Source organism: Mesorhizobium sp. B2-4-14 (genome assembly GCF_006442155.1).
Lineage (GTDB): Bacteria > Pseudomonadota > Alphaproteobacteria > Rhizobiales > Rhizobiaceae > Mesorhizobium.
In genome coordinates this window covers 220,218-243,992 of sequence record NZ_VFVA01000003.1, presented here as the reverse complement: position 1 = coordinate 243,992, position 23,775 = coordinate 220,218, and the positions used below count along the sequence as shown (strand labels likewise).

The window sequence follows — 23,775 nt, the reverse complement described above, 5'->3', positions numbered from 1 at the left end:
GGATATTTGTCTGCGCGGCGCAATTTCCGGGTGCGATCGATCAGGCCGCGAGCCGTGCAATGCGCTGCAGGCGCCGCAGCGTGGCGTCATCCTGCAGCGCCTGCTGGAACAGCGATATCTCCTGGTCGATGCGATCGCACAGCGCGTTGGTGTTGCCCTTGAGCAGGCCGCGTGTTTGCAGCAAGGCGGCAACCGGCTTCTTGGCGAGTTGCCTTGCCCGACCAAGCGCCGCCTCCTCCACGCTGTCAGGCACGATCTCGGCGACGAGACCAAGCGCCCTGGCGTCCTCGGCATGAAGCGTGTCGCCGAGGCAGAAGAAGCGGAAGGCGCCGGCATAGCCGAGCTTCTGTGGCGCCAGGATGCTGGTCGCCGCGTCCGGCACAAGGCCGAAATCGACGAACGGCACGCGGAACGTGCTTTGGCCCGAGGCGATCACCATGTCGCAATGGAACAGGATGGTGCAGCCGACGCCGACGGCATCGCCATCGACGCAGGCCAGGATGGGCTTGGGAAACGTCGCCAGCGTGCGGAACATGTCGGTGACGGCGGCGATCAGCTGCTGATGCTTGGTAGCATCGAGAAATTCGGAAAAGTCGCCGCCGAGACAGAAGCAGCCTGCGAGGCCTCGCAGCACGACGACACGCACCTCGTCATTGTCGACGGCTTCGTGGAACGTCCTGGCAAGGCTTTCATAGGCCCTTCTGTCGAGCACGGGCCGACCGTCATTCGACGACACGGTGACGATCAGCGTGTGGTTGCGCAGTTCAGGTTGCGGGTGCAGGTCCATGGCCGTTTCCGATCTCATGACGCCCTCCTTTGCCCGAACATGTCAGGATATCCCCTGGCAAGAACCGGGGCATGGTGGTTGCGGCGCGAGCGCACCACATTCAGCGTGTGCTCATTGAAGGTGAGCAGCGTCGCCACGACCTGCTGATTGCCATAGGTGCGCTGATAGCCCAGCGGCGTCGCCAGGAAATGCAGTTGCAACGCGCGCAGGACCCACATCGGCTCGAACTCGATGATCACCTTGTCAATGCCGCGCTTCAGCCCCCATTCGACGAATCCGGCTATCAATTCGGTGCCGACGGTCGATACGCCGCGACGGCCATCGCGGAATCCGGGAGCCACCGCATAACGGGTCAACTCCCAGATGTTGGGACCCGATGGCGGCGTTCCTTCGGAAAGATCTGTTAGAACCGAGGTCAGCAGATGCGCCCGCGTGGTCGGCAACATCCGCTGATAGCCCGCGACTTCGTTGCCTCTGATGACGATCTGATGCACTGCCTCGTCATGATCGAATTGGTCGACCTCGAATCCGTCCGGGCGCCGCAGGTCCTCCCATCCCATCTCCTCGACAAAGATCTTGTAGCGCAGGCGATGGACGGCCTCCCAAAGGTCAGGACGTTCCATCAATTCGTGGGTTGTAAGACAAAAAAGCATCTGCCGTCTCCTGTGTTCAGAAGGATGATACGGCCGTGCTTCAATGAGAAAATTGCGTGATCACGTAGGCGGAAGTTCGATCACGTAGGCGGGAAGTTCTAGGTCGGCACGGCCGATCTAGCTAATGTAGCCGCGTCTTATCGCTTCGGCGACAGCTTGAACTCTATTGACGGCACCGAGTTTGCTTTTGGCGTTAAGAAGATGTTTCTCCGAGGTGTGTTCGGAGATGCCGAGGATTTGCGAAATCTCCCACTCGGACTTGCCGACGGCGGCCCATTGCAGGCATTCGCGCTCGCGCGGTGTCAATTCGATATGGTCGATGGTCTTGCCGGCCATGGTGTGGAGTTGCATGGCGCGGCCAACGGCATAGGTCGAGACCAGCGACACCAGGCCGAACTGTGCCGCCGACAGTTCCACGGCCTCGCCGCCCAGCGATACCATGACGATCTGGCCATCAAGCGTAATCAGCGGGAAGGCCAGCCCATCGCGCAGCTTGAAAGCTCCGGCATCGCCCATCACTTCGCCGCTGCTCTTGTCGATGCGGATGTCCTGGGCCGCTTCCCGCCACTGGAACGGCGCCTGCAACTGCTTCATGTGGCTGACCACGGGATCGTGATCGACATAGTTGCGCGCGACGTAGCGCTCCAGCCATTCGACGGGCCAGTCGCAAAGCAGCACATGCTGCTTTTGCTGGCCTGTCGGCGTGCCCGGCTGCGGAACTGTGCCAGCCATCAGCGCTGTCAGGCCGTAGTCCGAGGTTATTCCCAAAAGCTTTTCGCAGACCGCAGCCGCCGTTCCGGCGTGCTGCAGCTGGTCTATGTATTCCAGCGTACGATCGAACTGACCCATCGCAACATCAACCCCATGTTGCCTTATGCATTGATGTCGATAGTCCGTGCCTTATCCGCACTTTGCCACCGACCACGGATTGCAACGCGCTCCTTTACGGTTGTGGTTCTCGACTCCGGTCCCCCACCAGGGCAGCCACCGCTGTTTGCAAACGCTTCAAATCATATCCCGAAATCGGCGCATTGAAATCAAAAACCATTGTGCCTGCATGATTTTCGTACCAGAACCGGCGCGAGAAGAGTGCGGCGGAGTTTTATCGTGGCGTTCCAATGGAGGTTCCCGGTCCTGGCTTCGATGCTGATCGCAGCGTTGCCGTTGGGCGTCGGGAGTATCGGCGCGCGCGCCGCGGAACCGCAGGTGCCGATGTTGTGGGACGCCAAGGAACGTTTGCCCAAGCCTGACCTTTCGTCGCTGCCACGGCTGCGGTTCCTGACGACCACGGATTTTCCACCCTTCAATTTCCTCGACGGCGCGGGAAAACTGTCCGGGTTCCACATTGATCTGGCCCGGGCCATCTGCGCGGAACTTGACATCGTCGACAAATGCCAGATCCAGGCATTGCCCTGGGGCGAGCTCGAAGGGGCGCTCGAGAAAGGCGAAGGCGAAGCGATCATAGCCGGCATTGCCGCAACACCGGAATCGCGATCCAAATACGCCTTCTCGCGATCCTATCTGCAGTTTCCGGCACGCTTCATCACGCCGAAGACCAAGGCGCTCTCGGAACCGGTCTTCGCCAAGCTGCGCAGCAAACGCGTCGGCGTGCTTGCAGGCTCGGCGCATGAACGGATGCTGCGCGACTATTTCGATACCGTTCAGATCGTTCCGTTCGACAAGCCCGAAGAGCTCTACAACGATCTCAAGGCGGGCAAGATCGACGCCGCCTTCGGCGACGGCATGCGCTTCGCCTTCTGGCTGGGCGGTTCGGACGCAGCCGGTTGCTGCCGCTTTGCCGGCGGCCCCTATCTGGCTCCCGAATATCTGGGCACGGGGATGTCCATCGCCACCCGGGTGGACAATCCGGCGCTGGCGGCAGCGCTCGATTACGCGCTGCAGGAGATTTCGATGAAAGGCACCTTCGCCGAATTCTACCTGCGCTATTTCCCGGTCAGCTTTTTCTGATCCGGTCCCGGTCAGCTTCTTCTGATCCGTGATGCTTGCCGTCAGGTGAGCGTTCGCAGCCTTGCCTTGGCTGCCCGCGCGATTGCGGCGACGGTCAGCGTATCGAGATCGAGCTCACGGCGGATCAGCTGCAGCACCCGCACCTCTTCCAGGCGCATTTCGAGATCGACGGCGGCGACTTCGAAAGCAGCCGCGTAAGCCGTGTCGCGAAGGCGCTCCGGCAGGGCCTCGGCAATTTGGGCCAGCACGCCCTCCAGGTCATCCTTTTCATGCAACAATTTCTGACAAGCCTGGGCAACGGAAACCAGCCGGTCCTGCTGGAAATCCTGGAACACCGGCCATGAGCGGACGACATCGCCGATCCTGGCAAGTTCGACGTCGGTCATGTCGCGATCCGAGGCCGAGGTGATCACCATCAGGTAGATCAAGGCTTCATGCGGGGTCGGCGATGGCATTCTTTGCTCCTTGAACGGGCTCCGAAGGTAGGAAAGGGGGCCAAAGGCCGCAAGGAAAAAGCGCCGCAATCGTTGACGCTCCGGCCACGCGCGCCTAGAGACCGGTTTGAAAACCCCTTGCTCCGGCCCGTCTTCTTCGAATTTGCTGGGCCGGCAATAACTGGAAAACAGGACCATGGCGGGATCAAACATCATCGATCTCAATCCCGAACTGCTGACGGCGGCGGCCGAGAGCAAGGCGTGGCCGTTCGAGGAAGCCAAAAAGATCATCGAACGCTATAAAGGCGCCGACTTTCCCGAAACGATCCTGTTCGAGACCGGCTATGGCCCGTCCGGCCTGCCGCATATCGGCACGTTCGGCGAAGTGGCGCGCACTTCGATGGTGCGCCACGCCTTCCGCGTGCTGACGCAGGACAAGGTCGCCACCAAGCTGCTCTGCTTTTCCGACGACATGGATGGCATGCGCAAGATACCCGACAACGTGCCGGATCGCGCAGCGCTGGAGCCGTACCTGCACAAGCCGCTGTCTTCGGTGCCCAATCCGTTCGGCGGCGATTATGCGAGCTTCGCCGACCACAACAACGTGATGCTGTGCCGCTTCCTGGACACGTTCGGCTTCGACTATGAATTCGCCAGCGCGACCCAATACTACAAGGCCGGCCGCTTCGACGCGATGCTGCTGCGCGCCGCCGAACGCTATGACCAGATCATGGCGGTGATGCTGCCGACGCTCGGGCCGGAGCGGCAGGCGACCTATAGCCCGTTCCTGCCGATTTCACCGAAGAGCGGCCGCGTGTTGTACGTGCCCATGAAGCACGTCGACGCCAAGGCCGGCACCATCACCTTCGACGATGAAGGCACCGAAACCACGCTGCCGGTCACCGGCGGCAGGGTGAAGCTGCAGTGGAAGCCGGATTTCGGCATGCGCTGGGCATCGCTCGGCGTCGATTTCGAGATGTTCGGCAAGGACCACCAGACCAATGCGGTGGTCTATGACCGCATCTGCAACATACTGGGCGGACGGGCGCCGGAGCATTTCGTCTATGAACTGTTCCTGGACGAGAACGGCCAGAAGATATCGAAGTCGAAGGGCAACGGCCTGACCATCGACGAATGGCTGACCTATGCGCCGACCGAGAGCCTTGGGCTCTACATGTACCAGCGGCCGCGGCAGGCGAAGAAGCTCTATTTCGACGTCATTCCGAGAGCGGTGGACGAATATTACACCTTCCTAGCCGCCTATCGGCGGCAGGACTGGAAGGAGCGGCTGGGCAATCCGGTCTGGCACATGCATGACGGCAACCCGCCTGCCATCGACATGCCGGTGCCGTTCTCGCTGCTGCTCAACCTGGTCAGCGCCTCCAACGCCCAGAACAAGAGCGTGCTGTGGGGTTTCATCTCGCGCCACGTGCCGGGCGTGACGCCGGCGACCCACCCCGAACTCGACAGGCTGACGGGTTATGCGATCCGCTACTTCGACGATTTCGTGAAGCCGACGAAGACTTTTCGCGCCGCCGACGATGTCGAGCGCGAGGCGCTGGAGGCCCTGGAAGCGGCACTTGGCGCGCTGCCGGCGGACGCCAGCGGCGAAGCGATCCAGAACGCCTCGCTCAACGTGGCGCGCAAGATCGAACGCTATCAGGATCACTCCAAGCAGAGCCCGGAAGGCGGCCCCGGCGTTTCGGGTGCCTTCTTCCAGATGATCTACCAGATACTCATCGGCCAGGAACGCGGTCCGCGCTTCGGGTCGTTCGCCGCGCTCTACGGCGTCGCCGAAACCCGCGCGCTCATTCAGAAGGCGTTGGCTGGCCAGCTGGTTTGAGGGCGCCACCGTCCTCTTCGAGGATCGAGCCCGGCGCCTGAGGCGCCGGGGCCGACGCGGCGGGCTCCGCCGGCATGCCGGCAAGGTTCGGCGCCGATCCGAAGATACCCTTCTTCCTGCTGCGCGCCTTTTCGCCGGCATCGACATAGGGCCCGCCTTTTGTGGCGCGCGCCCAGCCGTTTTCGACCAGCCATTGACCGACATCCTGCTTGCCGATCCGGCATTCCGCCGCGACCCGGTCGCGTCCGCCTTCAGGCGGCACCATGCAAACCACAGCGCGGCCGCGCAGGAAGGCGCGGAACGCCGTGCGGGCACGGATGCCGCACGGCCAGGATTTGCCGTCGCTGGTGCAGGTCTCGTCCTGCCGGACCACATCGATACCGGAAACCGCGACAGAATAGCCTTTCGCCTCGATCAGCCCGGCAGCCGGCGCCACCGGCTGGAACAGCTTCGTGCCGTTCCAGTCGTCAGGCATCTTCGGCTTGGGCGGCATGGCGAGCGCCAGCTTGCTCAAGGGCTGGCGCGGCTCGACCCGCTCAAGCTCTCCGGTCGGCAGTTCCGGCGGCGCGACAATTTCCGGGTCGATCGCCCGCGAATGCACCGCCGGCTTTGGCGGCTGGGCGGCAGGTATGGCGGAGGTGGCCGGTTCTTCAGGAACTGTCCCAGCGTCATCTTGTGCGACCGTATCGGTATCAGGATCGATCTGATCCACTGTGACCGCGCTTTCGCCGCCTTTCAGCTTATGGCCGCCGGCAACGACCAACGCCGCCATCACCGGGACCATCAGGACCGCCAGGACAAGATGGGGGAGCCGCACCAGTCCGGCCTACTGACTTGCCCAGACAATCCGCGCCACCCATTCGACATCGCGCATCGGAATGTCGCGGTCCGGGTGATCGGGATTGAGGGAGACCAATGAAATCGACTTGACGGTCTGGCGTTCGAGCACCTTGGCCATCACCTCCCCGGCCGTTGTCTTGACGACGACGCGATCGCCCTTGCGGGTGGCCGCGCCTGGCTCGACGATGAGGACGTCGCCATTGCGGTAGAGCGGCAGCATGGAATCGCCCTGCACCTGAAGCGCATAGGAGCTTTCGGTCGATTGCGCCGGCACTTCGACCAGATCCCAGCCCTGCCCCGCTGGAAAGCCGGCATCGTCGAAGAAGCCGCCGGCGCCGGCCTGGGCGAAACCAAGCAACGGCACGGAGCGCCTGCGCGTGGGCGCGGCACCGATGCGGCCTTCGATCAGCCCGGTGAATTCGTCGAGCGAAGCACCCGTCGCCTCGATGATCTTGGCGAGCGACTCGGTCGAAGGCCAACGCGGCCGGCCGTCGGAGGACAGACGTTTCGATTTGTTGAAGGCGGTCGAATCGAGCCCGGCGCGCCTTGCCAGGCCCGAGGCCGAAAGCGAATAGCGCTCGGCAAGAGCATCGATGGCGGCCCAGACGCGGTCGTGCGAGAGCATGTCGTGCTCTCCTTCGAGACAGGAAAAAATGCCTTTTCCTTCTAGTCCGCGAACACCGGTTTGTCCACCGATGGCGCAGGCGCGCCGCACCTTGCCGCCGGCCGTGGAAATTGGCTTGCGGCGATCAATTGGCCGCCGTGGCGAGGCCGCGCAGAGATGCGATATCATGAAAATCCGTTCCGCCTGCGTCGGCGGTCGCGGGTCCGCGGCGCGACCGAGCGCCGCGATGTCGGTCGACAGGCAGCGAAAGGCCAGCCGGCTTTCACCGCCTACCACATAGGGACCACGGCTGCGTGCCATGGCCAGCATGCGCGCCATACGCGCCCAGACATACATCTCCCGCGTCAGGCGGCTTGCTTGACGTCGCCCTTGGCGTAGGGATTGAAGCGTTCGTAGAAGGTCTCGCCCTTCTCGGCCAGGTCGATGAGCAGCTTGGGCGCCTTGAACTCGGCGCCATACTTCTTCTGCAGACCCTTGGCGATCTTGACGAAACGCTTGGCGCCGATGCCGTCAATGTAGGACAGCGCGCCGCCGGTGTAGGGCGCGAAGCCGAAGGCCAGGATCGACCCGACATCGGCCTCGCGCGGATCGGTGACGATGCCCTCTTCCATCACACGTGCCGCCTCCAGCGCAATGGTGACGAGCAGGCGCTGCTGCAACTCCTCATAATCGACCTTCCCGGGCGCAAGCTGCGGATAAAGGTCCTTGAGGCCGGGCCAGAGCTTCTTCTTGGCGGGCTTGGCGGGATAATCGTAAAAGCCCTTGCCGTTCTTGCGGCCGAAGCGGCCGTGGTCGTCGACCATGATGTTGATCAGCGCCATCTGCCTGGGGTCGACGGCAGCCTTGTCGCCAAGGTCCTTGATGGTCTGCTTCATGATCTTCTGGGCAAGGTCGATCGCCGTCTCGTCGGTCAGCGCCAGCGGCCCCACCGGCATGCCGGCGGCCTTCGCCGCATTCTCGATCATCGGCGCGGGCACGCCTTCGATCAGCATCTTGTAGGCTTCCGACATGTAGCGCAACACGCAGCGGTTGACGTAGAAGCCGCGCGTGTCGTTGACAACGATCGGCGTCTTCTTGATGGCGCGGACGAAATCGATCGCGGTGGCCAGCGCCTTGTCGCCGGTCTTCTTGCCCAGGATGATCTCGACCAGCATCATCTTGTCGACCGGCGAGAAGAAATGGATGCCGACAAAATTCTTCGGCCGTGCGGAATTCTTAGCCAGTGCGGTGATCGGGATGGTGGACGTGTTGGAGGCGAAGATCGCCGACGATTTCAGCACCGCTTCCGCCTGTTCGGTGGCGCTCTTCTTGACGGCCGAATCCTCGAACACGGCTTCCACAACCAGGTCGCAGCCGGCGAGGTCGGCATAGTCTGCGGTCGGCGTGATCAGCGACAAAAGCTTGTCCTTCTCTTCCGGCTTGGCGCGCCCCTTCTTCACCTGATCCGAAACCAGACTGTCGGAATGCGCCTTGCCCTTCTCAGCCGACTCCATGTCACGGTCGAGCAGCACCACAGGGATGCCGGCCCTGGCGGTGACATAGGCGATGCCGGCGCCCATGAAGCCGGCACCGAGGATGCCGATCTTCTTGAACTTGGTTTCCGGCACGCCGGCCGGGCGGCGCGCGCCCTTATTCAGTTCCTGCAGAGAGACAAACAGCGAGCGGATCATCGCCGCCGCTTCCTTGGTCTGCATGATTTCGGTGAAATAGCGCTGCTCGATGCGCAAGGCCGTGTCGAACGGCACCAGCAAGCCTTCGTAGACGCATTTCAGGATCGCGGCGGCGGCCGGATAATTGCCATAGGTCTCGCGGCGCAGGATGGCGATGGCCGGCGGCCACAGATTGAAGCCGGCGGGCGAATAGATCTGGCCACCGGGCAGCTTGAAGCCCTTCTCGTCCCACGGCGCGACGGGCTTCAGGCCGTTCCTGATCATCGCCTTGGCGGTCTCGACCAGCTTGGCCGGTTCGGCGATCTCATGGATCAGGCCCATCGACTTCGCCTTCTGCGGCGACAGGTTCTGGCCGGAGGTCAGCATCTGCAATGCCTGCTGCTGATCGGTCAGCCGCGGCACGCGCTGGGTGCCGCCGGCGCCGGGGAAGATGCCGATCTTCACTTCGGGGAGCGCCATCCTCACCTTGTCGGAGTCGGCGGCGACGCGGCCATGGCAGGCGAGCGAAAGCTCGAAAGCGCCGCCCATGCAGGTGCCGTTGATTGCCGAAACCCAGGGCTTGCCGGAGGTCTCCAGCTTGCGGAACAGGCCGGTCATATAGCCTGCGTTCTCGAACAGCGCCTTGGTGGCCTTTTCGAGATCCTTGCCTTTTTCGGCGGCGAAGGTCGTCAGCATCTTCTGCAGCATGGTGATATCGGCGCCGCCGGAGAAGGTATCCTTGCCGGAGGTGATCACCGCGCCCTTGATGGCGGCATCGCCCGCCACCTTGTCGACGATGGCGTTCAACTCGCGCATGACCTCTTCGGTGAAGACGTTCATCGAACGGTCCGGCATGTTCCAGGTGACCAGCGCAATGCCGTCGGCGTCGATGTCGAGGGTGAAATTGGTGTAGCTCATTGTTCTCTCCCCGTTAGACGCGTTCGATGATCGTTGCGGTGCCCATGCCGGCACCGATGCACAGTGTCACCAGCGCGGTGTTGAGATCACGGCGCTCGAGTTCGTCCAGCACCGTGCCGAAGATCATCGCGCCGGTAGCGCCGAGCGGATGGCCCATGGCGATGGCGCCGCCATTGACGTTGATCTTGTCGTGATCGATGTCGAACGCCTGCATGTAGCGCAGCACCACCGAGGCGAAGGCTTCGTTGAGCTCGAACAGGTCGATGTCCGACAGCTTCATCTTGGCGCGCTTCAACAGCTTCTCGGTGACGTCGACCGGGCCGGTCAGCATCAGAACCGGCTCGGAACCGATATTGGCGAAGGTGCGGATACGCGCGCGCGGCTTGAGGCCCATCGCCTTGCCGGCCTTCTTGGAGCCGAGCAGCACGGCCGCCGCGCCGTCGACGATGCCCGACGAGTTGCCGGCGTGGTGGACGTGATTGACCTCTTCCACTTCCGGGTGCTTCTGCACGGCGACGGCATCGAAGCCGCCCATTTCGCCAGGCATGACGAAGGACGGGTTGAGCGAGGCCAGCGACTGCATGTCGGTCGAAGGCCGCATGTGTTCGTCATGGTCGAGAATGGTCAGGCCGTTTTGGTCCTTGATCGGGATGACCGAGTTCTTGAAGCGGCCGTCGGTCCAGGATTTGGCGGCGCGCTTCTGGCTCTCGACCGCATAGGCGTCGACGTCGTCCCTGCTGAAACCGTATTTGGTGGCGATCAGGTCGGCCGAAATGCCTTGCGGCACGAACCAGCCGGGCAGGCCGACCGAAGGGTCCATGAACCAGGCGCCGCCGGAGGCGCCCATGCCGACGCGCGACATGGATTCGACACCGCCGGCAATGACGATCTCGTCAGCGCCTTGCGCGATCTTGGCGGCGCCGAAATTGATGGCATCGAGACCCGAGGCACAGAAGCGCGAGATCTGCATGCCGGGCGCCTTGGTGTCGTAGCCGGCCTCGAAGGCGGCGGCGCGCGGAATGACCGACCCTGCTTCGCCGACCGGATCGACGCAGCCGAAGATGATGTCGTCGACCGTGCCGGTGTCCAGCCCATTGCGGTCGCGCAGCGCTTCCAGCGTCTTGGCGGCAAGCCGCACCGCCGGCACCTCATGCAGCGATCCGTCCTTCTTGCCCTTGCCGCGCGGCGTGCGCACGGCGTCATAGACATAAGCGTCACTCATTTTTGTTGCTCCTTGGGTTTATCGAACGGCTTTGGACTGATGCATGTCGATCTACTTCTGGGCGACATGCATTTTTGGACTGATGCATGTCGATCTCCCAAAACCGGGACCACTTTTGGGCGACATGCATTAGAGCGAGCGTCCGATCAGCAATTTCATGATCTCGTTGGTGCCGCCGTAGATGCGCTGGACGCGAGCGTCGCGGAACATGCGGGCGATCGGGTATTCATTCATGTAGCCATAGCCACCGTGCAATTGAAGGCATTCGTCGACGACTTTTCCCTGCAGGTCGCTGAGCCAGTACTTGGCCATCGAGGCCGTCACCGGATCCAGCCCGCCATTGATGTGGCGGGCGACGCAATCATTGTAGAAGATACGGCCGATCGTGGCCTCGGTCTTCAGCTCGGCCAACTTGAACTGGGTGTTCTGGAAGTCGATGATCGCCTTGCCGAAAGCCTTGCGCTCCTTGACGTAGTCGATGGTCAGCGCCAGCGCCCGCTCGATCATGGCAATCGCCCCGGTGCCGATCTGCAACCGCTCCTGCGGCAATTGCTGCATCAGCTGAACGAAGCCCTGCCCTTCTTCATGGCCGAGCAGATTTGAGGTCGGCACGCGCACGTCGTTGAAGAACAGCTCCGACGTGTCGTTGGCCTTGAGCCCGATCTTGTCGAGGTTGCGGCCACGCTGAAAGCCTTCGACCTCGTCGGTCTCGACGACGATCAGCGAGGTGCCCTTGGCGCCCTTTTCCGGATCGGTCTTGGTGACGACGATGATGAAATTGGCCAGTTGCCCGTTGGTGATGAAGGTCTTGGAGCCGTTGATCCGGTACTGGTTGCCGTCCTTCTCGGCCCGCGTCTTGACGCCCTGAAGGTCGGAGCCGGCGCCGGGCTCGGTCATGGCGATGGCGCCGATCAACTCGCCGGTCGCCAGCTTCGGCAGCCATTTCTTTTTCTGCTCTTCCGAGCCGTAGTGGAGGATGTAGGGGGCGACGATCGAATTGTGCAGGCCGATGCCGAAACCGTCGACGCCGACATGGCCGATCGCCTCGATGATGGCGCTCTCATGCGCGAAGGTGCCGCCCGAGCCGCCATATTCCTCCGGCATCGAGGCGCAGAGCAGGCCGGCCGCACCGGCCTTCAGCCAGCTTTCGCGGTCGACCATTTCGTTCTTCTCGAACTCGTCGTAACGCGGCGCGATCTCCTCCGCCATGAAGCGGGAGGCCATGTCGTAGAGCATGCCAACCTCGTCCGCCGCCCAGGCGGGTTTGGGGAGGTTCAGGATTTCCGCAGGGTTAGGCATACGATGATAGTCCTCCCAAGGTACATCAGCGGAATTGAGGTCGGCGCGCGGCATGGGCGACCCCTCCCGGCCCTTCGGGCCACCCTCCCCTCAAGGAGGAGGGGGACGCCGAGCATTTCTAGAACGCTTCCGCCGGCAGCGCCATCAGCGTATCGGCGCCACTCGAAATGCGGGCAAGCCGCATCGCCGTTTCCGGCATGACGCGTTCCATGAAGAAACGCGCGGTCACCAGCTTCGTGTCGTAGAACGCACCGGCGCCATTGGCGCCTTGCGCGAGCTTGCCCTGCGCTGCCTTGGCCATCTGCGCCCACATGTAGCCCAGCGCCACAAGGCCGAAAAGATGCATGTAGTCGGTCGAGGCGGCGCCGGCGTTGTCGGGCTTGGCCATACCATTCTGCAGCAGCCACATGGTCGCCGCCTGCAGATCGTTGAGGCCCTTCTTCAACGCCTTGGTGAAAGGCGCCATCTTTTCGTCGGAACGGTTTTCCTCGCAGAACTCGCCGACCTCCTTGAAGAAAGCCTGCACCGCGCGGCCGCCATTCAGGCCGAGCTTGCGGCCGACGAGGTCAAGCGCCTGGATGCCGTTGGCGCCTTCGTAGATCATGGCGATACGGGCATCGCGCACGAACTGGCTCATGCCGTGCTCTTCGATATAGCCATGGCCGCCGAACACCTGCTGCGCCATGACAGCATGGTCGAAGCCCTTGTCGGTGAGCACGCCCTTGACCACCGGAGTCAGCAGGCCGGTGTAGTCGTCAGCCGCCTGACGGTCCTTGTCGTCGGCGGAGCGATGCGCGATGTCGGACTTGATCGCCGTCCACAGCGCCAGCGCGCGGCCGGCCTCGTTGAACGCCTTCATAGTCATCAGGCTGCGGCGGATATCGGGGTGAACGATGATCGGGTCAGCCTTCTTGTCCGGAGCCTTCGGCCCCGACAGCGAACGGCCCTGCAATCGGTCCTTGGCATAGGAAACGGCATTCTGGTAGGCAACCTCGGAGATCGACAGCCCCTGCAGGGCGACACCGAGCCGTGCCTCGTTCATCATGGTGAACATGGCCTTCAGGCCGCCATTCACCTCGCCGAGCAGTGTGCCCTCAGCCTCGTCATAATTCATGACGCAGGTCGAATTGCCGTGGATGCCCATCTTCTTCTCGATCGAGCCGCAGGAGAGCGTGTTCCGTTCGCCCGGATTGCCCGATGCGTCGAGCTTGAGCTTCGGCACGATGAACAGCGAAATGCCCTTGACGCCTTCCGGCGCGCCCTCGATGCGGGCCAGCACCAGATGGACGATGTTGTCCGACATGTCGTGCTCGCCGGCCGAGATGAAGATCTTCTGACCAGAGATCTTGTAGGTGCCGTCGCCGTTCGGCGCGGCCCTGGTGCGCAGCAAACCAAGATCGGTGCCGCAATGCGGCTCGGTCAGGTTCATGGTTCCGGTCCACGCGCCCTCGACCAGCTTCGGCAACCACTTGGCCTTCTGCTCGTCAGTGCCATGGGTGATGATGGCGGCGATCGCGCCCTGCGTCAGTCCCGGATACATCATCAGCGCCATGTTGGCCGACACCATGTATTCGGAGACCGCCTGGTGCACCACGTAGGGGAGCCCCTGGCCGCCAAACTCGGCCGGTGCCGCGAGCCCCATCCAGCCGCCTTCGCGATACTGGTCGAACGCTTCCTTGAAGCCCTTGGGCGTCGTCACCGAGCCGTCGTCGTGACGAACGCAGCCTTCCATGTCGCCGATACGGTTGAGCGGGTGCATGACGTTCTCGGCGAGCTTGGCCCCCTCGGCGAGGATCGCCTCCAGCACATCGGGCGTGGCATCGGAAAATCCGGGAAGGTTCGAATAACGCCGATAGCCCAGCACTTCGTTGAGTACGAACAGCGTATCCTGGACCGGAGCCCTGTATGTCGGCATGCTTTTTCTCCACCCTGCGGACCTGGTCCGGAAGCCCCGAAGTCATGTCAGGGCAGCATACGGACCCGTGTTGGAGCCGGGGATAGCAAAAATTGACGTTTGCGTAAACGTCAATTCTTTCGCTGCGACAAGATTTCCGCACTCTGCGAAGCAATGAGCCTGGCGGGACGGGTATGATGCCGGCCAGCGGCCAACATCTCGGGAGGTCAGGGCGCGGTCTAAGAAAAACAAAAAAGCCGCGCGGCACGGCCACGCGGCTTTGATCGTCAGGATCAACTAATCGGAAGCGGATGGAAAGCCGCTTCACACCGTGTCTGGAATTGCCTTAGCCGGCGACGCTCGCCTGCGGCGTGGCCCGTTCGGCCAGCATCTGGCGCACCGCCGTCATCGAGCCGCTCAGTTCGTTGATGGCGTCGTCAATCAGCGCCCGCTGCTTCTGCAGGCGGGCAAGTTGCTTCTCCGACTTGTCCAGCGCCAGACGCAACTGCTTGGTGTTGGAACCGGTCGGATCGTAGAGGTCCATCATCTGCTTGACGTCGCGCAGCGAGAACCCGACCTTGCGGCCGAGCAGGATCAGCTTCAGCCGGGCCTTGTCGCGGCGCGTGTAGAGGCGGGTCGAACCGTCACGCTGCGGGTTGAGCAGGCCTTTGTCTTCGTAGAAGCGCAGCGTGCGCAGCGTCACGCCGTATTTCTTGGCCATCTCACCGATGCGGGCAAGGTCCTCGCCGGCTTCGACAGGTATATTGTTGGTATTGGCCGCGGTCTCGCCGGCCGAGATAAGCTTCATGGTCACTGGCTTTCCCCGTTGCTGGCGTCGCGGTCCCGGACCATGCGTCGCCTGACTGGAAGCGGGGGCGTGCTTCCAGCCGTGGTTTCGACAAACAAAATCGCAAACAGCACGCTTCAAGGCGCCCTTTACGTTTACGTCAATTCTATACCGATAGCCGCCTGATGACGCAAGGGCGTTCTGTGATCGGTGCTTTATGCCGCACTGCGGGCAGCGACAGCCAATTTCCTTCCAACTTCTTAAGCTTGGTTAACGCGTTGTTTACCACGTTGGGCGAAATGTGCGCGTGTCGGCTACCCGTGTTTATCCTGTATCGAATTTCTCACGGTTTTTCGGAGCGCGGGTGAAACCCCGGGAAGCTAGTCTTCCGCCGTGGCATGGAAGCGCGGTCGCCTTCGTTCCGGCAGGGACTTGGAGAGCTGGTCGCAAGCCGGCCAATCTGAAAGACGGACGCACCGATGAACAGCAAGCGGTCCTACCTCGATACACTCAACGCCGGCAGACAGCGCAGGCCACAGACCACGCTCGAGCAACTGAACCGCTCGCTGGAGACGCTGGAACAGCGACTAGGGCAGACGCGCGAGGAGGTGATGGCGCGTCCCGCTTCCCGCCAACACGGCGCCGACCCGCGCTATCCCGCGACCGAGCCACGCTATCCCGCCGCCGACCCCCATTATCCAGCCGCCCAGCCAACCGGCCAGCAGCGTTGGTATGAGGATCCGCAGCCGGCACCGCGCCCGCAGAATCCGGCGCCCGCCCCTGCCCCAGACCAGAATTACCAGGCCATCGCGCGCGACATCGACCGCGTGCGCGGGCAGGAAGACAGCGTCGCGATGGTCGGCAAGATCGCCGGCGAACTGCGCGGCATGCGCGAGGAGCTGCGCCACCAGATGACGGCAGGGCTGCAGCGCGAATTCGATGCGCTGCGCAAGGATATCGACCGTGCCTTCCAGTCGAACGCCAGGCCCGGCGCATCGGGCAAGGGCAGCGCCGAACTCGGCATCGAATTCGAACGGCTTTCCGGTGCCATCAAGTCGCTGTCGGAAAAGAGCGACGACAGAAGCGTCAACCTGCTGCGGCTGGAGCTCGAGCAGGTCAAGACCGCGCTCGACACACTGGCGCGCGAGGAGAGCGTGCAGAAGGTCGACCGCCGCTGGGACGATTTCGACCGCCGCTGGACGGCTTTCGAAGACCGGGTCGATGCCGACCAGCGCAAACGCTCCGACGATCCCGCCCTTGCGGGCCTGACCGACCGGCTGGAGCAGATCAGTGATGCCGTCAACAATTTGCCGGAATCGCTGTCGCTACGCTCGCTGGAGGAAAAGGTCCGCACACTTGCCGGCGCCGTCGATCACTTCGCCAGCCAGCAGGACAATCGCAGCGGCGACACGCTTGCCATGATCGATGAGCGGCTGGACGAGATTTCCCGTGCCATCGTCGCTTCGACCGTCGCGGCACAGGCCAATTCGGTCGACCATGAAGCTTTCGAGCGCATCGAGAAGCGGATCGACTCGCTCGCCCGGCAGATCGAGGAAGTGGCGCAGGACCGCCCCGGCAACGCAGTCATGGATCGCCTGAGCACGCTGTCCAACCGGGTCGACGAACTGGCCGGTCGTGCCAACCTGCCCGAACAGGCGATGGAACGGCTGGCCAAACAGATCACGCTCATCGCCGACAAGATCGACCAGGCGCCGGCCATGCCCGACGCCGACTATATCTTCCATGGGCTGGAGCAACGCTTCGACGTGCTGTCCGGCATGATGGAACGCCGCCAGGGTGACGCCATCGAGCAGGGCAACATGCTGTTTCGCGATCTCGAGCGCCGGCTGGACGAAGTTGCCGATCGGCTCGACCAGCGCATGATGCCGCAGGTCGACAGCGCCGGCATCATGGAAGCCATCGACGCCCGCTTCACCGCGCTCGCCCAGCGCATGGAAACGCGCGTTCCCGATCCTGCCGGCGAAGCGGCGATTCGTGGACTGGAAAGCCGGCTCGAGGACATTTCAAGCCGGCTGGACGCATCCGCGGCCCAAGTGGCCGGCATCGATCCGGCGCTGATCCGCAGTCTGGAGGCGCAGGTTGCCGGCCTGTCGGCTCACCTGTCCAAGCCCAGCACGCCTCTGCCAGAATTCGAAGACATCAGCCCGCGCCTCGACGAAATCGAGAAGGCGCTGGCGGGAACCCGCGATTCCATTCTCGGCGCGGCACGCGAAGCAGCCGAGAATGCGGTGCGGTCGCTGGCCGGTTCGAACGCCAACACGACGGCCGTTTCAGGCCTCGCCCAGGACCTGAAGACGCTGGAAACGCTGACGCGGCGTTCCGACGAGCGCAATTCGCGGACATTTGAGGCCATCCACGATACGCTGCTGAAGATCGTCGACAGGCTGGGTTCGCTGGAAACCAGCGAACCGTCCGAAGCGGTAAGCGAGCTCCTGGATGCCGCGCCGGTGGATACGAGTGGCTGGCGAGGCACACGGCGGCCCAAGATGGCCGTGAACGCGCCGTCGATGAACATTGACGAACCGCTGCCGCTGAGCGGTGACTTGGCCGATCTCGACGCGCGTGGCGCGGCCATATCGCGCGGTGAACCTGCTTTGCCCGGCGAGCCGGTGGTGCATGCAGACACGCGCCTGCCACGCGGACCGGGCGCCCGCACGCCGGCGGAGGCCGCCGCCGCGGCCGCCATGGCCGCACTCGGTTCCGACACCATCGCCGAGAAGGATCAGCCGGCTGGCCGCAAATCGTTGTTCGGCGGGCTTGCACGCGCCTTCAAGAGCAAGAAGACGGCGGATGTTCCGCCGCTGGCCGGCTCGGCGCCGAGCGCCGAAATCCCGAGTGTCGATCTCGACGAACCGCTCGACCCGAAAATGGCCAACCGCCCGCTGGAACCGGGCTCCGGCGCACCCGACCTCAATGCCATCATGAAGCGTGTGCGCGACGAGCGGGCGCAACCGGCAAAGCCCAGTGAAAGCGATGCCGCGAAATCGGATTTCATCGCGGCCGCCCGGCGCGCCGCCCAGGCCGCCGCAGCCGAGGCGGACGCCTTGAAGCGCCAGTCGACCATGAAAGGGCCGGTGAAGGCACTGAGAATCGGCGACCTGCTCAAGGCGCGGCGCAAGCCGATCCTGATGGCTGCGGCAGCAATCATGCTGGCGCTTGCCGGCCTGCAGCTCGGTAAGGCGTTTCTCTCGGATCCCGCCCAGGTGGCAAGCAACGACGCGACCCCGATCATCACCGCGCAACCGGTGCAGACGGCATCCGTCGCCACGGCGAGCCAGCCGAAGACTCAGCCGGCGGCAACGGACAGCGCGCCTGCCCGCCCCATCAGGCAGGCCGAACCCTCCGTTCCGGCAAGCAAGGATGACATGATCGCGCAGACCGCGCTCGCCATGCCGTCGGACACGGACGCGATGGCGAATACGGCGCCGGCGGCGGAACCGACTGCGGCATCCGCGGCCTCGACCACGTCTTCCGGCCCGAGCGCCACCGTCTCCGAGGCGATGGCTTCGGCCGCTCCGGCGCCAACCGCGCCCGCCATGCCAATGGCGACCACCGACAGTACCGTCAAGGACGGCACCGGAGGCGTTGCGCCGGCGGCGGCCATGGCTAGGTTCGACATTCCGGCCGATGCCGGCCCGGCCGCGCTGCGCGATGCCGCCTCTGGCGGCGACGCCAAGGCGCTGTTCGAGATCGGCTCGCGCTACGCGGAGTCGCGCGGCGTCAAGGAAGACATGGCGGCGGCCGCCAAATGGTATGAGAAGTCGGCTGAACTGGGCTTCGCGCCGGCCGAATACCGCATCGGCAATTTCTACGAGAAGGGCATAGGCGTCACGCGCGACATCAAGAAGTCGAAGACCTGGTATCAGCTCGCCGCCGAGCAGGGCAACGCCAGCGCCATGCACAATCTGGCCGTGCTGTTCGCCATGGCGGCGGATGGCGTGACCGACAATGAATCGGCCGCGCACTGGTTCCAGGAGGCGGCCGACCTCGGTGTCAAGGACAGCCAGTTCAATCTCGGCATCCTCGCCGCCAAGGGCGTCGGCATGAAGCAGAACCTCGAGGAATCCTACAAATGGTTCGCGCTGGTCGCCAAGACCGGCGACAAGGATGCTGCCACCAAGCGCGACGAGATAGCCAATGCGCTGCGGCCCGAGCAGCTGGAGCGCGCCCGTGCCGCGACCGAATTGTGGAAGGCCAAGCCACTCAACGCGGCGGCCAATTCGGCCGACATTCCCGAATCCTGGCAGGAGGGCACGCCGCAGACGACCGCCGGCATCGACATGAAGAAGGCGGTCAAGAACATCCAGCTGATCCTCAACAAGAACGGCTACGATGCCGGCGGCGCCGATGGCGTCATGGGCGACAAGACCAAGACCGCTATCATCGCTTTCCAGACCGATAACAAGTTGCCGGCGACCGGCGCCGTCGATGAAAAACTGGTCAGGGCGCTGCTGGCGCGCAAATAACGGAAGAAGCGTCGTTTCCGCGATGCTCTTGCCACACATTTGCCTGTTAACTGATTGAGATATTTTTTGTTTCGGCGCGGTGGCGGGGTTTGACCTTACCACCGCGTCGGCGCAAGAAAAAATTGGCTTTTCGGTGCGAGACTGCCAGCCGCGGCAGCATTGGCCGACAGGCAAACTGATCGAGACTGACGGGTGGGCATCTATCTCCCGATTGCGGAAATTTCCGTCAACGTCTTCGTGCTGCTGGCCATGGGCGCCGCGGTGGGCTTCCTGTCGGGCATGTTCGGCGTCGGCGGCGGCTTTCTCATCACACCGCTGCTGATCTTCTACAACATTCCCCCGGCGATCGCGGTCGCCACCGGCGCCAACCAGGTCATCGCCTCCTCCTTCTCCGGCGCGCTGTCGCACATGAAGCGGGGGACGCTCGACTTCAAGCTCGGCGGGGTGCTGCTGGCCGGCGGCATCGTTGGCTCCACCGGCGGCATCTTTGTCTTCGGTTTGCTGCGCCGGCTGGGCCAGCTCGACCTGTTCATCTCGCTGCTCTACGTCGTGCTGCTCGGCACCGTCGGCGGGCTGATGCTGGTCGAAAGCGTCAATGCCCTGCGCGCCACGCGCAGCGGCGCGGCACCGGTGCTGAAGAAATCCGGCCAGCACAACTGGATCCACCGCCTGCCGCTGAAGATGCGCTTCAGGGCGTCGAAACTGTTCGTCAGCGTCATCCCGGTGCTTGGCCTCGGTGCCGCCATCGGCTTCCTGTCGTCGATCATGGGCGTCGGCGGTGGCTTCATCATGGTGCCGGCGCTGATCTATCTGCTCAAAGTGCCGACCAATGTCGTTATCGGCACTTCGCTGTTCCAGATCATCTTCACCTCCGCCTACACGACGCTGGTTCACGCCACCACCAACCAGACCGTCGATGTGATGCTGGCCTTCCTGCTGATGGCCGGGGGCGTGGCCGGCGCGCAATATGGCGCCAAGGCCGGCCAGAGGCTGCGCGGCGAGCAATTGAGGGCGCTGCTGGCGCTGCTGGTGCTGGCCGTGGCGATCCGGCTTGCCATCGATCTGTTCGTGACGCCGCCCAATCTCTATTCGCTGTCCGGCGCGGGTCTCAACTGATGAGGGGGGTGGGGACGCTCGCAACCGCCATCTTCCTGTCCTTGCTTGCGCCAGCCACGCCGGCGAGGGCACAGACGCCGCCGATAGAAAGCATCCAGATCGGTCTTTCCACGGACAATGTCTCCATCACCGCCGGCTTTTCCGGCGCCGACCTGACCATTTTCGGTTCGCTGGAAAACCCCGACCCGCTGGTCGCGCGCCAGGGCCGCTACGATGTCATCGTCGTGCTTGAAGGGCCACCCAAGCCGGTGGTGGTACGCCGCAAGGACCGGGTGCTCGGCGTCTGGATCAATCTGGAATCCGAGACCTTCGAGAACGTGCCGGTCTCCTATTCGGTGGCGACCACGCGACCCCTGCAGGACATCACCGAACCGAACAGCTACAGGCAGCTGTCGCTCGGCGCCTCCAATCTCTACATGCAGCCTGCGGACGCCGGCGACAGCCCGGCCACGATCGAGGAATTCACCGCGGCCTTGCGCGAGCGCAAATCGGCGACCGGCCTCTACAGCGAGAACGTCGGCGGCGTGCAGTTCCTGTCGCAGAACCTGTTCCGCGCCACTGTCCGGCTGGCGCCGAACGTTCCGGTCGGCACCCACAAGGCGCGCGCCTTTCTGTTCAAGAGCGGCCTGTTCATCAAGGAAAGCTCGGCCCAGCTCGAAATCCGCAAGTCCGGTTTCGAACAGTCGATCTTTCGCGTCGCCCATGACTATTCCTTCCTCTATGGCGTGTTCGCGATATCGCTGGCCATGATAACGGGCTGGCTCGGCAGGCTCATCTTCCGCAAGGACTGAGACGTCCAAAAGGGGTTTCCCTTTCTCGCGTCATGCTATAGACCGCACGTCCCCGCCCGAAGGGCAAGCACGCACAATTCAATCCGGCAGAGCGGTTCGGTCGTCCGAAACCGCAGCGCACGCTTCTCCCGCGAGCGCCGATCCGCTGCCTGCCGCCAATGACAGGAGGCTGCTTTGCGACCAGCATTCGCCGGTATCGACTTCGGCACTTCGAACTCCACCGTTGGTGTGGTCCGCAACGGGCAACCTCGCCTCGTCACGCTTGAAGACGGCCAGGTCACCTTGCCGAGCGCCGTGTTCTTCAACTTCGAGGACGGCCGGATCGGCTTTGGCCGGCAGGCCATTGCCAATTACACGGACAGCGTCGAAGGCCGGCTGATGCGCTCGCTGAAGAGTGTGCTCGGCAGTTCGCTCGCGCACGAAAAGACTCGCATCAAGGCGCGCTCGATCGGCTTCATGGAGATCGTCGGCCTGTTCATCGGTCATCTCAGGAAAAGGCTGGAGGAAGACGCCGGCGGTGCGGTCGAGAGTGTGGTGCTCGGCCGGCCGGTACAATTCGTCGATGACGATGCCAAGGCCGATGCGAAGGCGCAGAGCGAGCTCGAAGCTGCTGCCCACGCGCAAGGCTTCACGAATATCGCTTTCCAGTTCGAGCCGATCGCCGCGGCGCTCGACTACGAACAGAAGGTGACGCGTGAGGAACTGGCGCTGATCATCGACATGGGCGGCGGTACGTCGGACTTTTCGATCGTCCGCGTCTCGCCGGAGCGTGCCCGATCTTCGGACCGCAAGGAGGATATCCTTGCCAGCCGTGGCATCCATATCGGTGGTACGGATTTCGATCGACTGCTCAGCATCGCTCGTGTGATGCCGAGGCTCGGCTATTTGACCCCGACCAAGGACAGCAAGCGCAATCTGCCGGCAAGCTATTTCATCGATCTCGCCACATGGCAGCGCATCAACCTGGTTTATACCGCCAAGGCGATGACGCATCTGCGCCAGATCCGCTACGAGGCCGAACGCGCCGATCTGGTCGACCGCTTCATCCACATCGTCGAGCATCGCTATGGGCACGCGCTGGCGGCATTGGTCGAGAAGGCCAAGATAGAGCTGACCGACAGGTCGTCGGCGGAAGTCGCCGTGACGCTGCCGGGCGCCGCGTTCGCCGCCGAGATCACGCGCGAGGGGCTGAACGCCACGATCGCCAGGGAGATCGAGCGGGTCACCGACACAGTCGGCCAGACCATCCGCGACGCGCAGGTCAAGCCGGCGGACATCACCGCGGTGTTCCTCACCGGCGGATCGACCGCGATCCCGCTCGCAAGACGGGAAATCCCATCGCTGGTGCCGCAGGCTTCCGTCATCGAAGGCGACATGTTCGGCTCGGTCGGCCTTGGCCTGGCGCTCGACGCCCAGCGGAAGTTCGGCTGAACCGTTTTTTGTTTCAGGGCAATTCCGGACGGAAACCGCCACGCACTTTTCCTGGAATTGCTACACTTTGTTTTGACGCAATTCCGGACGGAAACCGCCACGCACTTTTCCTGGAATTGCTCTAAGCCGGGCCACTTCCCGCGGTTCCGGCGCCGAGATGCGCCTTGAGCGCCATCTGGGCCAGGCTTGCCTGGCGATCGCGATGGCTGATCATGGCGAAGTCGCGCTTCGGCAATTCGATCGGCACGGCTCTCAGACTGCCTTCGGCGACGGCGCGTCCGACGACGAGTTCCGAGATGATGGTGGCGCCAGCGCCCGCCTCGACCGCCTGGCGAACCGCCTCGTTGCTGGGCAGCACCAGGAATACCTGCAGGTCGGCGAGCGAAATCCCGTCACGGCGCGCCAGATCCTCCAGCACTTCGCGCGTGCCCGAACCGCCTTCGCGGATGATCCAGCGCAAGCCCCTGATATCGGGGTGCCCCGGCGCGGTTTCGGATATCTCGGGATGGGAGTTGGCCACCACCAGCATCAACCGATCGGTATCGACCTTGGCGCGGCGCAATATGTCGGACTCGGTGCGCCCCTCGACCAGGCCGAGATCGGCGGCTCCATCGAGCACGCTGGCCTCGACCTGCCTTGTGTTGCCGATGCTGACGCTCAGCCTCACCGCGGGGTAGGCCTCGTGGAAGGACGCCAGCCGGCGCGGCAGCCAATAGCTGGCGATGGTCAGGCTGGCCGCGATCGAGAGACTGCCGGCGACCGTCTGCGAGACATGTTCCAGCACGTTGCGGGCGGCGGCGGCCCGCTCCAGCACGGCCTTGGCCTCGGGCAGGAATCGGTGGCCGGTCTGGGCAAGCTCGATGTTGCGGCCAACGCGGTTGAACAGGTGGACGCCGTGCTGCTCCTCAAGCGCGCGGATGGCGGCCGATGCTGCCGACTGTGAGATGCCCAGAAGCTCCGCCGCCTTGGTCATGTGGCCGCGCTCGGCGACAGCAACGAAAATGCGCAACTGATCCAGGGTCATGGACGCA

18 protein-coding genes are annotated in these 23,775 nt (G+C 63.5%); 6 read left to right on the top strand and 12 right to left on the bottom strand.

The features are described 5' to 3' along the window. Positions 1-40 precede the first annotated feature (40 nt). The 3 genes from FJ938_RS04380 to FJ938_RS04370 form a co-directional block, all read right to left on the bottom strand. Complete coding sequence (locus FJ938_RS04380; protein WP_246673176.1) at positions 41-805, bottom strand: enoyl-CoA hydratase-related protein; 765 nt, start codon at positions 803-805, stop codon at positions 41-43. Continuing rightward, on the bottom strand, positions 802-1,440 hold the full coding sequence (locus FJ938_RS04375; protein ID WP_140691435.1) for an acyl-homoserine-lactone synthase: 639 nt from the start codon (positions 1,438-1,440) through the stop codon (positions 802-804). The genes FJ938_RS04380 and FJ938_RS04375 overlap by 4 nt, the downstream gene beginning before the upstream one ends. 117 nt (positions 1,441-1,557) lie before the next feature. Continuing rightward, positions 1,558-2,289, bottom strand: a complete 732-nt coding sequence (locus FJ938_RS04370) for a LuxR family transcriptional regulator (protein WP_140607680.1) — start codon at positions 2,287-2,289, stop codon at positions 1,558-1,560. Positions 2,290-2,583: 294 nt separating this feature from the next. Here FJ938_RS04370 and FJ938_RS04365 point away from each other — a divergent pair, with 294 nt between their 5' ends. Further along, the gene (locus FJ938_RS04365; RefSeq protein ID WP_140691589.1) at positions 2,584-3,408 is read left to right on the top strand and encodes a transporter substrate-binding domain-containing protein; all 825 of its coding nucleotides are present in this window, start codon (positions 2,584-2,586) and stop codon (positions 3,406-3,408) included. Positions 3,409-3,449: 41 nt separating this feature from the next. Here the strand turns inward: FJ938_RS04365 and FJ938_RS04360 are convergent, their stop codons facing one another. After that, complete coding sequence (locus FJ938_RS04360) at positions 3,450-3,863, bottom strand: tellurite resistance TerB family protein (RefSeq protein WP_140691432.1); 414 nt, start codon at positions 3,861-3,863, stop codon at positions 3,450-3,452. A gap of 175 nt (positions 3,864-4,038) precedes the next feature. Here FJ938_RS04360 and FJ938_RS04355 point away from each other — a divergent pair, with 175 nt between their 5' ends. Beyond that, on the top strand, positions 4,039-5,685 hold the full coding sequence (locus tag FJ938_RS04355; RefSeq protein ID WP_140691429.1) for a lysine--tRNA ligase: 1,647 nt from the start codon (positions 4,039-4,041) through the stop codon (positions 5,683-5,685). Here FJ938_RS04355 and FJ938_RS04350 read toward each other — a convergent pair. The 7 genes from FJ938_RS04350 to FJ938_RS04320 form a co-directional block, all read right to left on the bottom strand. Then, on the bottom strand, positions 5,651-6,502 hold the full coding sequence (locus tag FJ938_RS04350) for a thermonuclease family protein (protein ID WP_348642269.1): 852 nt from the start codon (positions 6,500-6,502) through the stop codon (positions 5,651-5,653). The two genes, FJ938_RS04355 and FJ938_RS04350, sit on opposite strands and share 35 nt — an antisense overlap. Positions 6,503-6,511: 9 nt before the next feature. Continuing rightward, positions 6,512-7,150 carry a helix-turn-helix transcriptional regulator gene (locus tag FJ938_RS04345; protein WP_140607838.1) on the bottom strand — a complete coding sequence of 213 codons (639 nt, stop codon included), beginning with the start codon at positions 7,148-7,150 and terminating at the stop codon, positions 6,512-6,514. A 344-nt stretch (positions 7,151-7,494) separates the two neighbouring features. Next, on the bottom strand, positions 7,495-9,717 hold the full coding sequence (locus FJ938_RS04340; RefSeq protein WP_140691427.1) for a 3-hydroxyacyl-CoA dehydrogenase NAD-binding domain-containing protein: 2,223 nt from the start codon (positions 9,715-9,717) through the stop codon (positions 7,495-7,497). 13 nt (positions 9,718-9,730) lie between these two features. Beyond that, on the bottom strand, positions 9,731-10,939 hold the full coding sequence (locus FJ938_RS04335) for an acetyl-CoA C-acetyltransferase (protein WP_140691424.1): 1,209 nt from the start codon (positions 10,937-10,939) through the stop codon (positions 9,731-9,733). Positions 10,940-11,068: 129 nt separating this feature from the next. Next, positions 11,069-12,238, bottom strand: a complete 1,170-nt coding sequence (locus FJ938_RS04330; RefSeq protein ID WP_140691583.1) for an acyl-CoA dehydrogenase family protein — start codon at positions 12,236-12,238, stop codon at positions 11,069-11,071. 118 nt (positions 12,239-12,356) lie between these two features. Then, on the bottom strand, positions 12,357-14,153 hold the full coding sequence (locus FJ938_RS04325) for an acyl-CoA dehydrogenase (RefSeq protein WP_140691421.1): 1,797 nt from the start codon (positions 14,151-14,153) through the stop codon (positions 12,357-12,359). Between the two features lie 325 nt (positions 14,154-14,478). Continuing rightward, positions 14,479-14,940, bottom strand: a complete 462-nt coding sequence (locus FJ938_RS04320) for a MerR family DNA-binding transcriptional regulator (RefSeq protein WP_140607842.1) — start codon at positions 14,938-14,940, stop codon at positions 14,479-14,481. 458 nt (positions 14,941-15,398) lie between these two features. On the opposite strand from FJ938_RS04320, the gene FJ938_RS04315 reads away from it, so the two are divergent. The 4 genes from FJ938_RS04315 to FJ938_RS04300 all read left to right on the top strand — a co-directional run bounded on the left by FJ938_RS04315 (position 15,399) and on the right by FJ938_RS04300 (position 22,744). After that, positions 15,399-19,406: a peptidoglycan-binding protein gene (locus FJ938_RS04315; RefSeq protein WP_140691418.1), complete on the top strand. Its 4,008-nt coding sequence runs from the start codon at positions 15,399-15,401 to the stop codon at positions 19,404-19,406. 192 nt (positions 19,407-19,598) lie between these two features. After that, complete coding sequence (locus FJ938_RS04310) at positions 19,599-20,522, top strand: sulfite exporter TauE/SafE family protein (RefSeq protein WP_140691415.1); 924 nt, start codon at positions 19,599-19,601, stop codon at positions 20,520-20,522. Continuing rightward, on the top strand, positions 20,522-21,313 hold the full coding sequence (locus FJ938_RS04305; protein WP_140691412.1) for a TIGR02186 family protein: 792 nt from the start codon (positions 20,522-20,524) through the stop codon (positions 21,311-21,313). The genes FJ938_RS04310 and FJ938_RS04305 overlap by 1 nt, the downstream gene beginning before the upstream one ends. A 174-nt stretch (positions 21,314-21,487) precedes the next feature. Next, positions 21,488-22,744, top strand: a complete 1,257-nt coding sequence (locus FJ938_RS04300; protein ID WP_140691409.1) for an Hsp70 family protein — start codon at positions 21,488-21,490, stop codon at positions 22,742-22,744. A gap of 121 nt (positions 22,745-22,865) precedes the next feature. On the opposite strand, the gene FJ938_RS04295 is transcribed toward FJ938_RS04300, so the two are convergent. Beyond that, positions 22,866-23,768 carry a LysR family transcriptional regulator gene (locus FJ938_RS04295; RefSeq protein WP_140691406.1) on the bottom strand — a complete coding sequence of 301 codons (903 nt, stop codon included), beginning with the start codon at positions 23,766-23,768 and terminating at the stop codon, positions 22,866-22,868. Between the last annotated feature and the right edge of the window lie 7 nt (positions 23,769-23,775).

Excerpts from the sequence above, each read along its gene's own strand:
- FJ938_RS04380 (WP_246673176.1), bottom strand. The coding sequence starts at position 805 with ATGAGATCGGAAACGGCCATGGACCTGCACCCGCAACCTGAACTGCGC.
- FJ938_RS04375 (WP_140691435.1), bottom strand. The coding sequence starts at position 1,440 with ATGCTTTTTTGTCTTACAACCCACGAATTGATGGAACGTCCTGACCTT.
- FJ938_RS04370 (WP_140607680.1), bottom strand. The coding sequence starts at position 2,289 with ATGGGTCAGTTCGATCGTACGCTGGAATACATAGACCAGCTGCAGCAC.
- FJ938_RS04365 (WP_140691589.1), top strand. The coding sequence starts at position 2,584 with ATGCTGATCGCAGCGTTGCCGTTGGGCGTCGGGAGTATCGGCGCGCGC.
- FJ938_RS04360 (WP_140691432.1), bottom strand. The coding sequence starts at position 3,863 with ATGCCATCGCCGACCCCGCATGAAGCCTTGATCTACCTGATGGTGATC.
- FJ938_RS04355 (WP_140691429.1), top strand. The coding sequence starts at position 4,039 with ATGGCGGGATCAAACATCATCGATCTCAATCCCGAACTGCTGACGGCG.
- FJ938_RS04345 (WP_140607838.1), bottom strand. The coding sequence starts at position 7,150 with ATGCTCTCGCACGACCGCGTCTGGGCCGCCATCGATGCTCTTGCCGAG.
- FJ938_RS04340 (WP_140691427.1), bottom strand. The coding sequence starts at position 9,717 with ATGAGCTACACCAATTTCACCCTCGACATCGACGCCGACGGCATTGCG.
- FJ938_RS04335 (WP_140691424.1), bottom strand. The coding sequence starts at position 10,939 with ATGAGTGACGCTTATGTCTATGACGCCGTGCGCACGCCGCGCGGCAAG.
- FJ938_RS04330 (WP_140691583.1), bottom strand. The coding sequence starts at position 12,238 with ATGCCTAACCCTGCGGAAATCCTGAACCTCCCCAAACCCGCCTGGGCG.
- FJ938_RS04325 (WP_140691421.1), bottom strand. The coding sequence starts at position 14,153 with ATGCCGACATACAGGGCTCCGGTCCAGGATACGCTGTTCGTACTCAAC.
- FJ938_RS04320 (WP_140607842.1), bottom strand. The coding sequence starts at position 14,940 with ATGAAGCTTATCTCGGCCGGCGAGACCGCGGCCAATACCAACAATATA.
- FJ938_RS04315 (WP_140691418.1), top strand. The coding sequence starts at position 15,399 with ATGAACAGCAAGCGGTCCTACCTCGATACACTCAACGCCGGCAGACAG.
- FJ938_RS04305 (WP_140691412.1), top strand. The coding sequence starts at position 20,522 with ATGAGGGGGGTGGGGACGCTCGCAACCGCCATCTTCCTGTCCTTGCTT.
- FJ938_RS04295 (WP_140691406.1), bottom strand. The coding sequence starts at position 23,768 with ATGACCCTGGATCAGTTGCGCATTTTCGTTGCTGTCGCCGAGCGCGGC.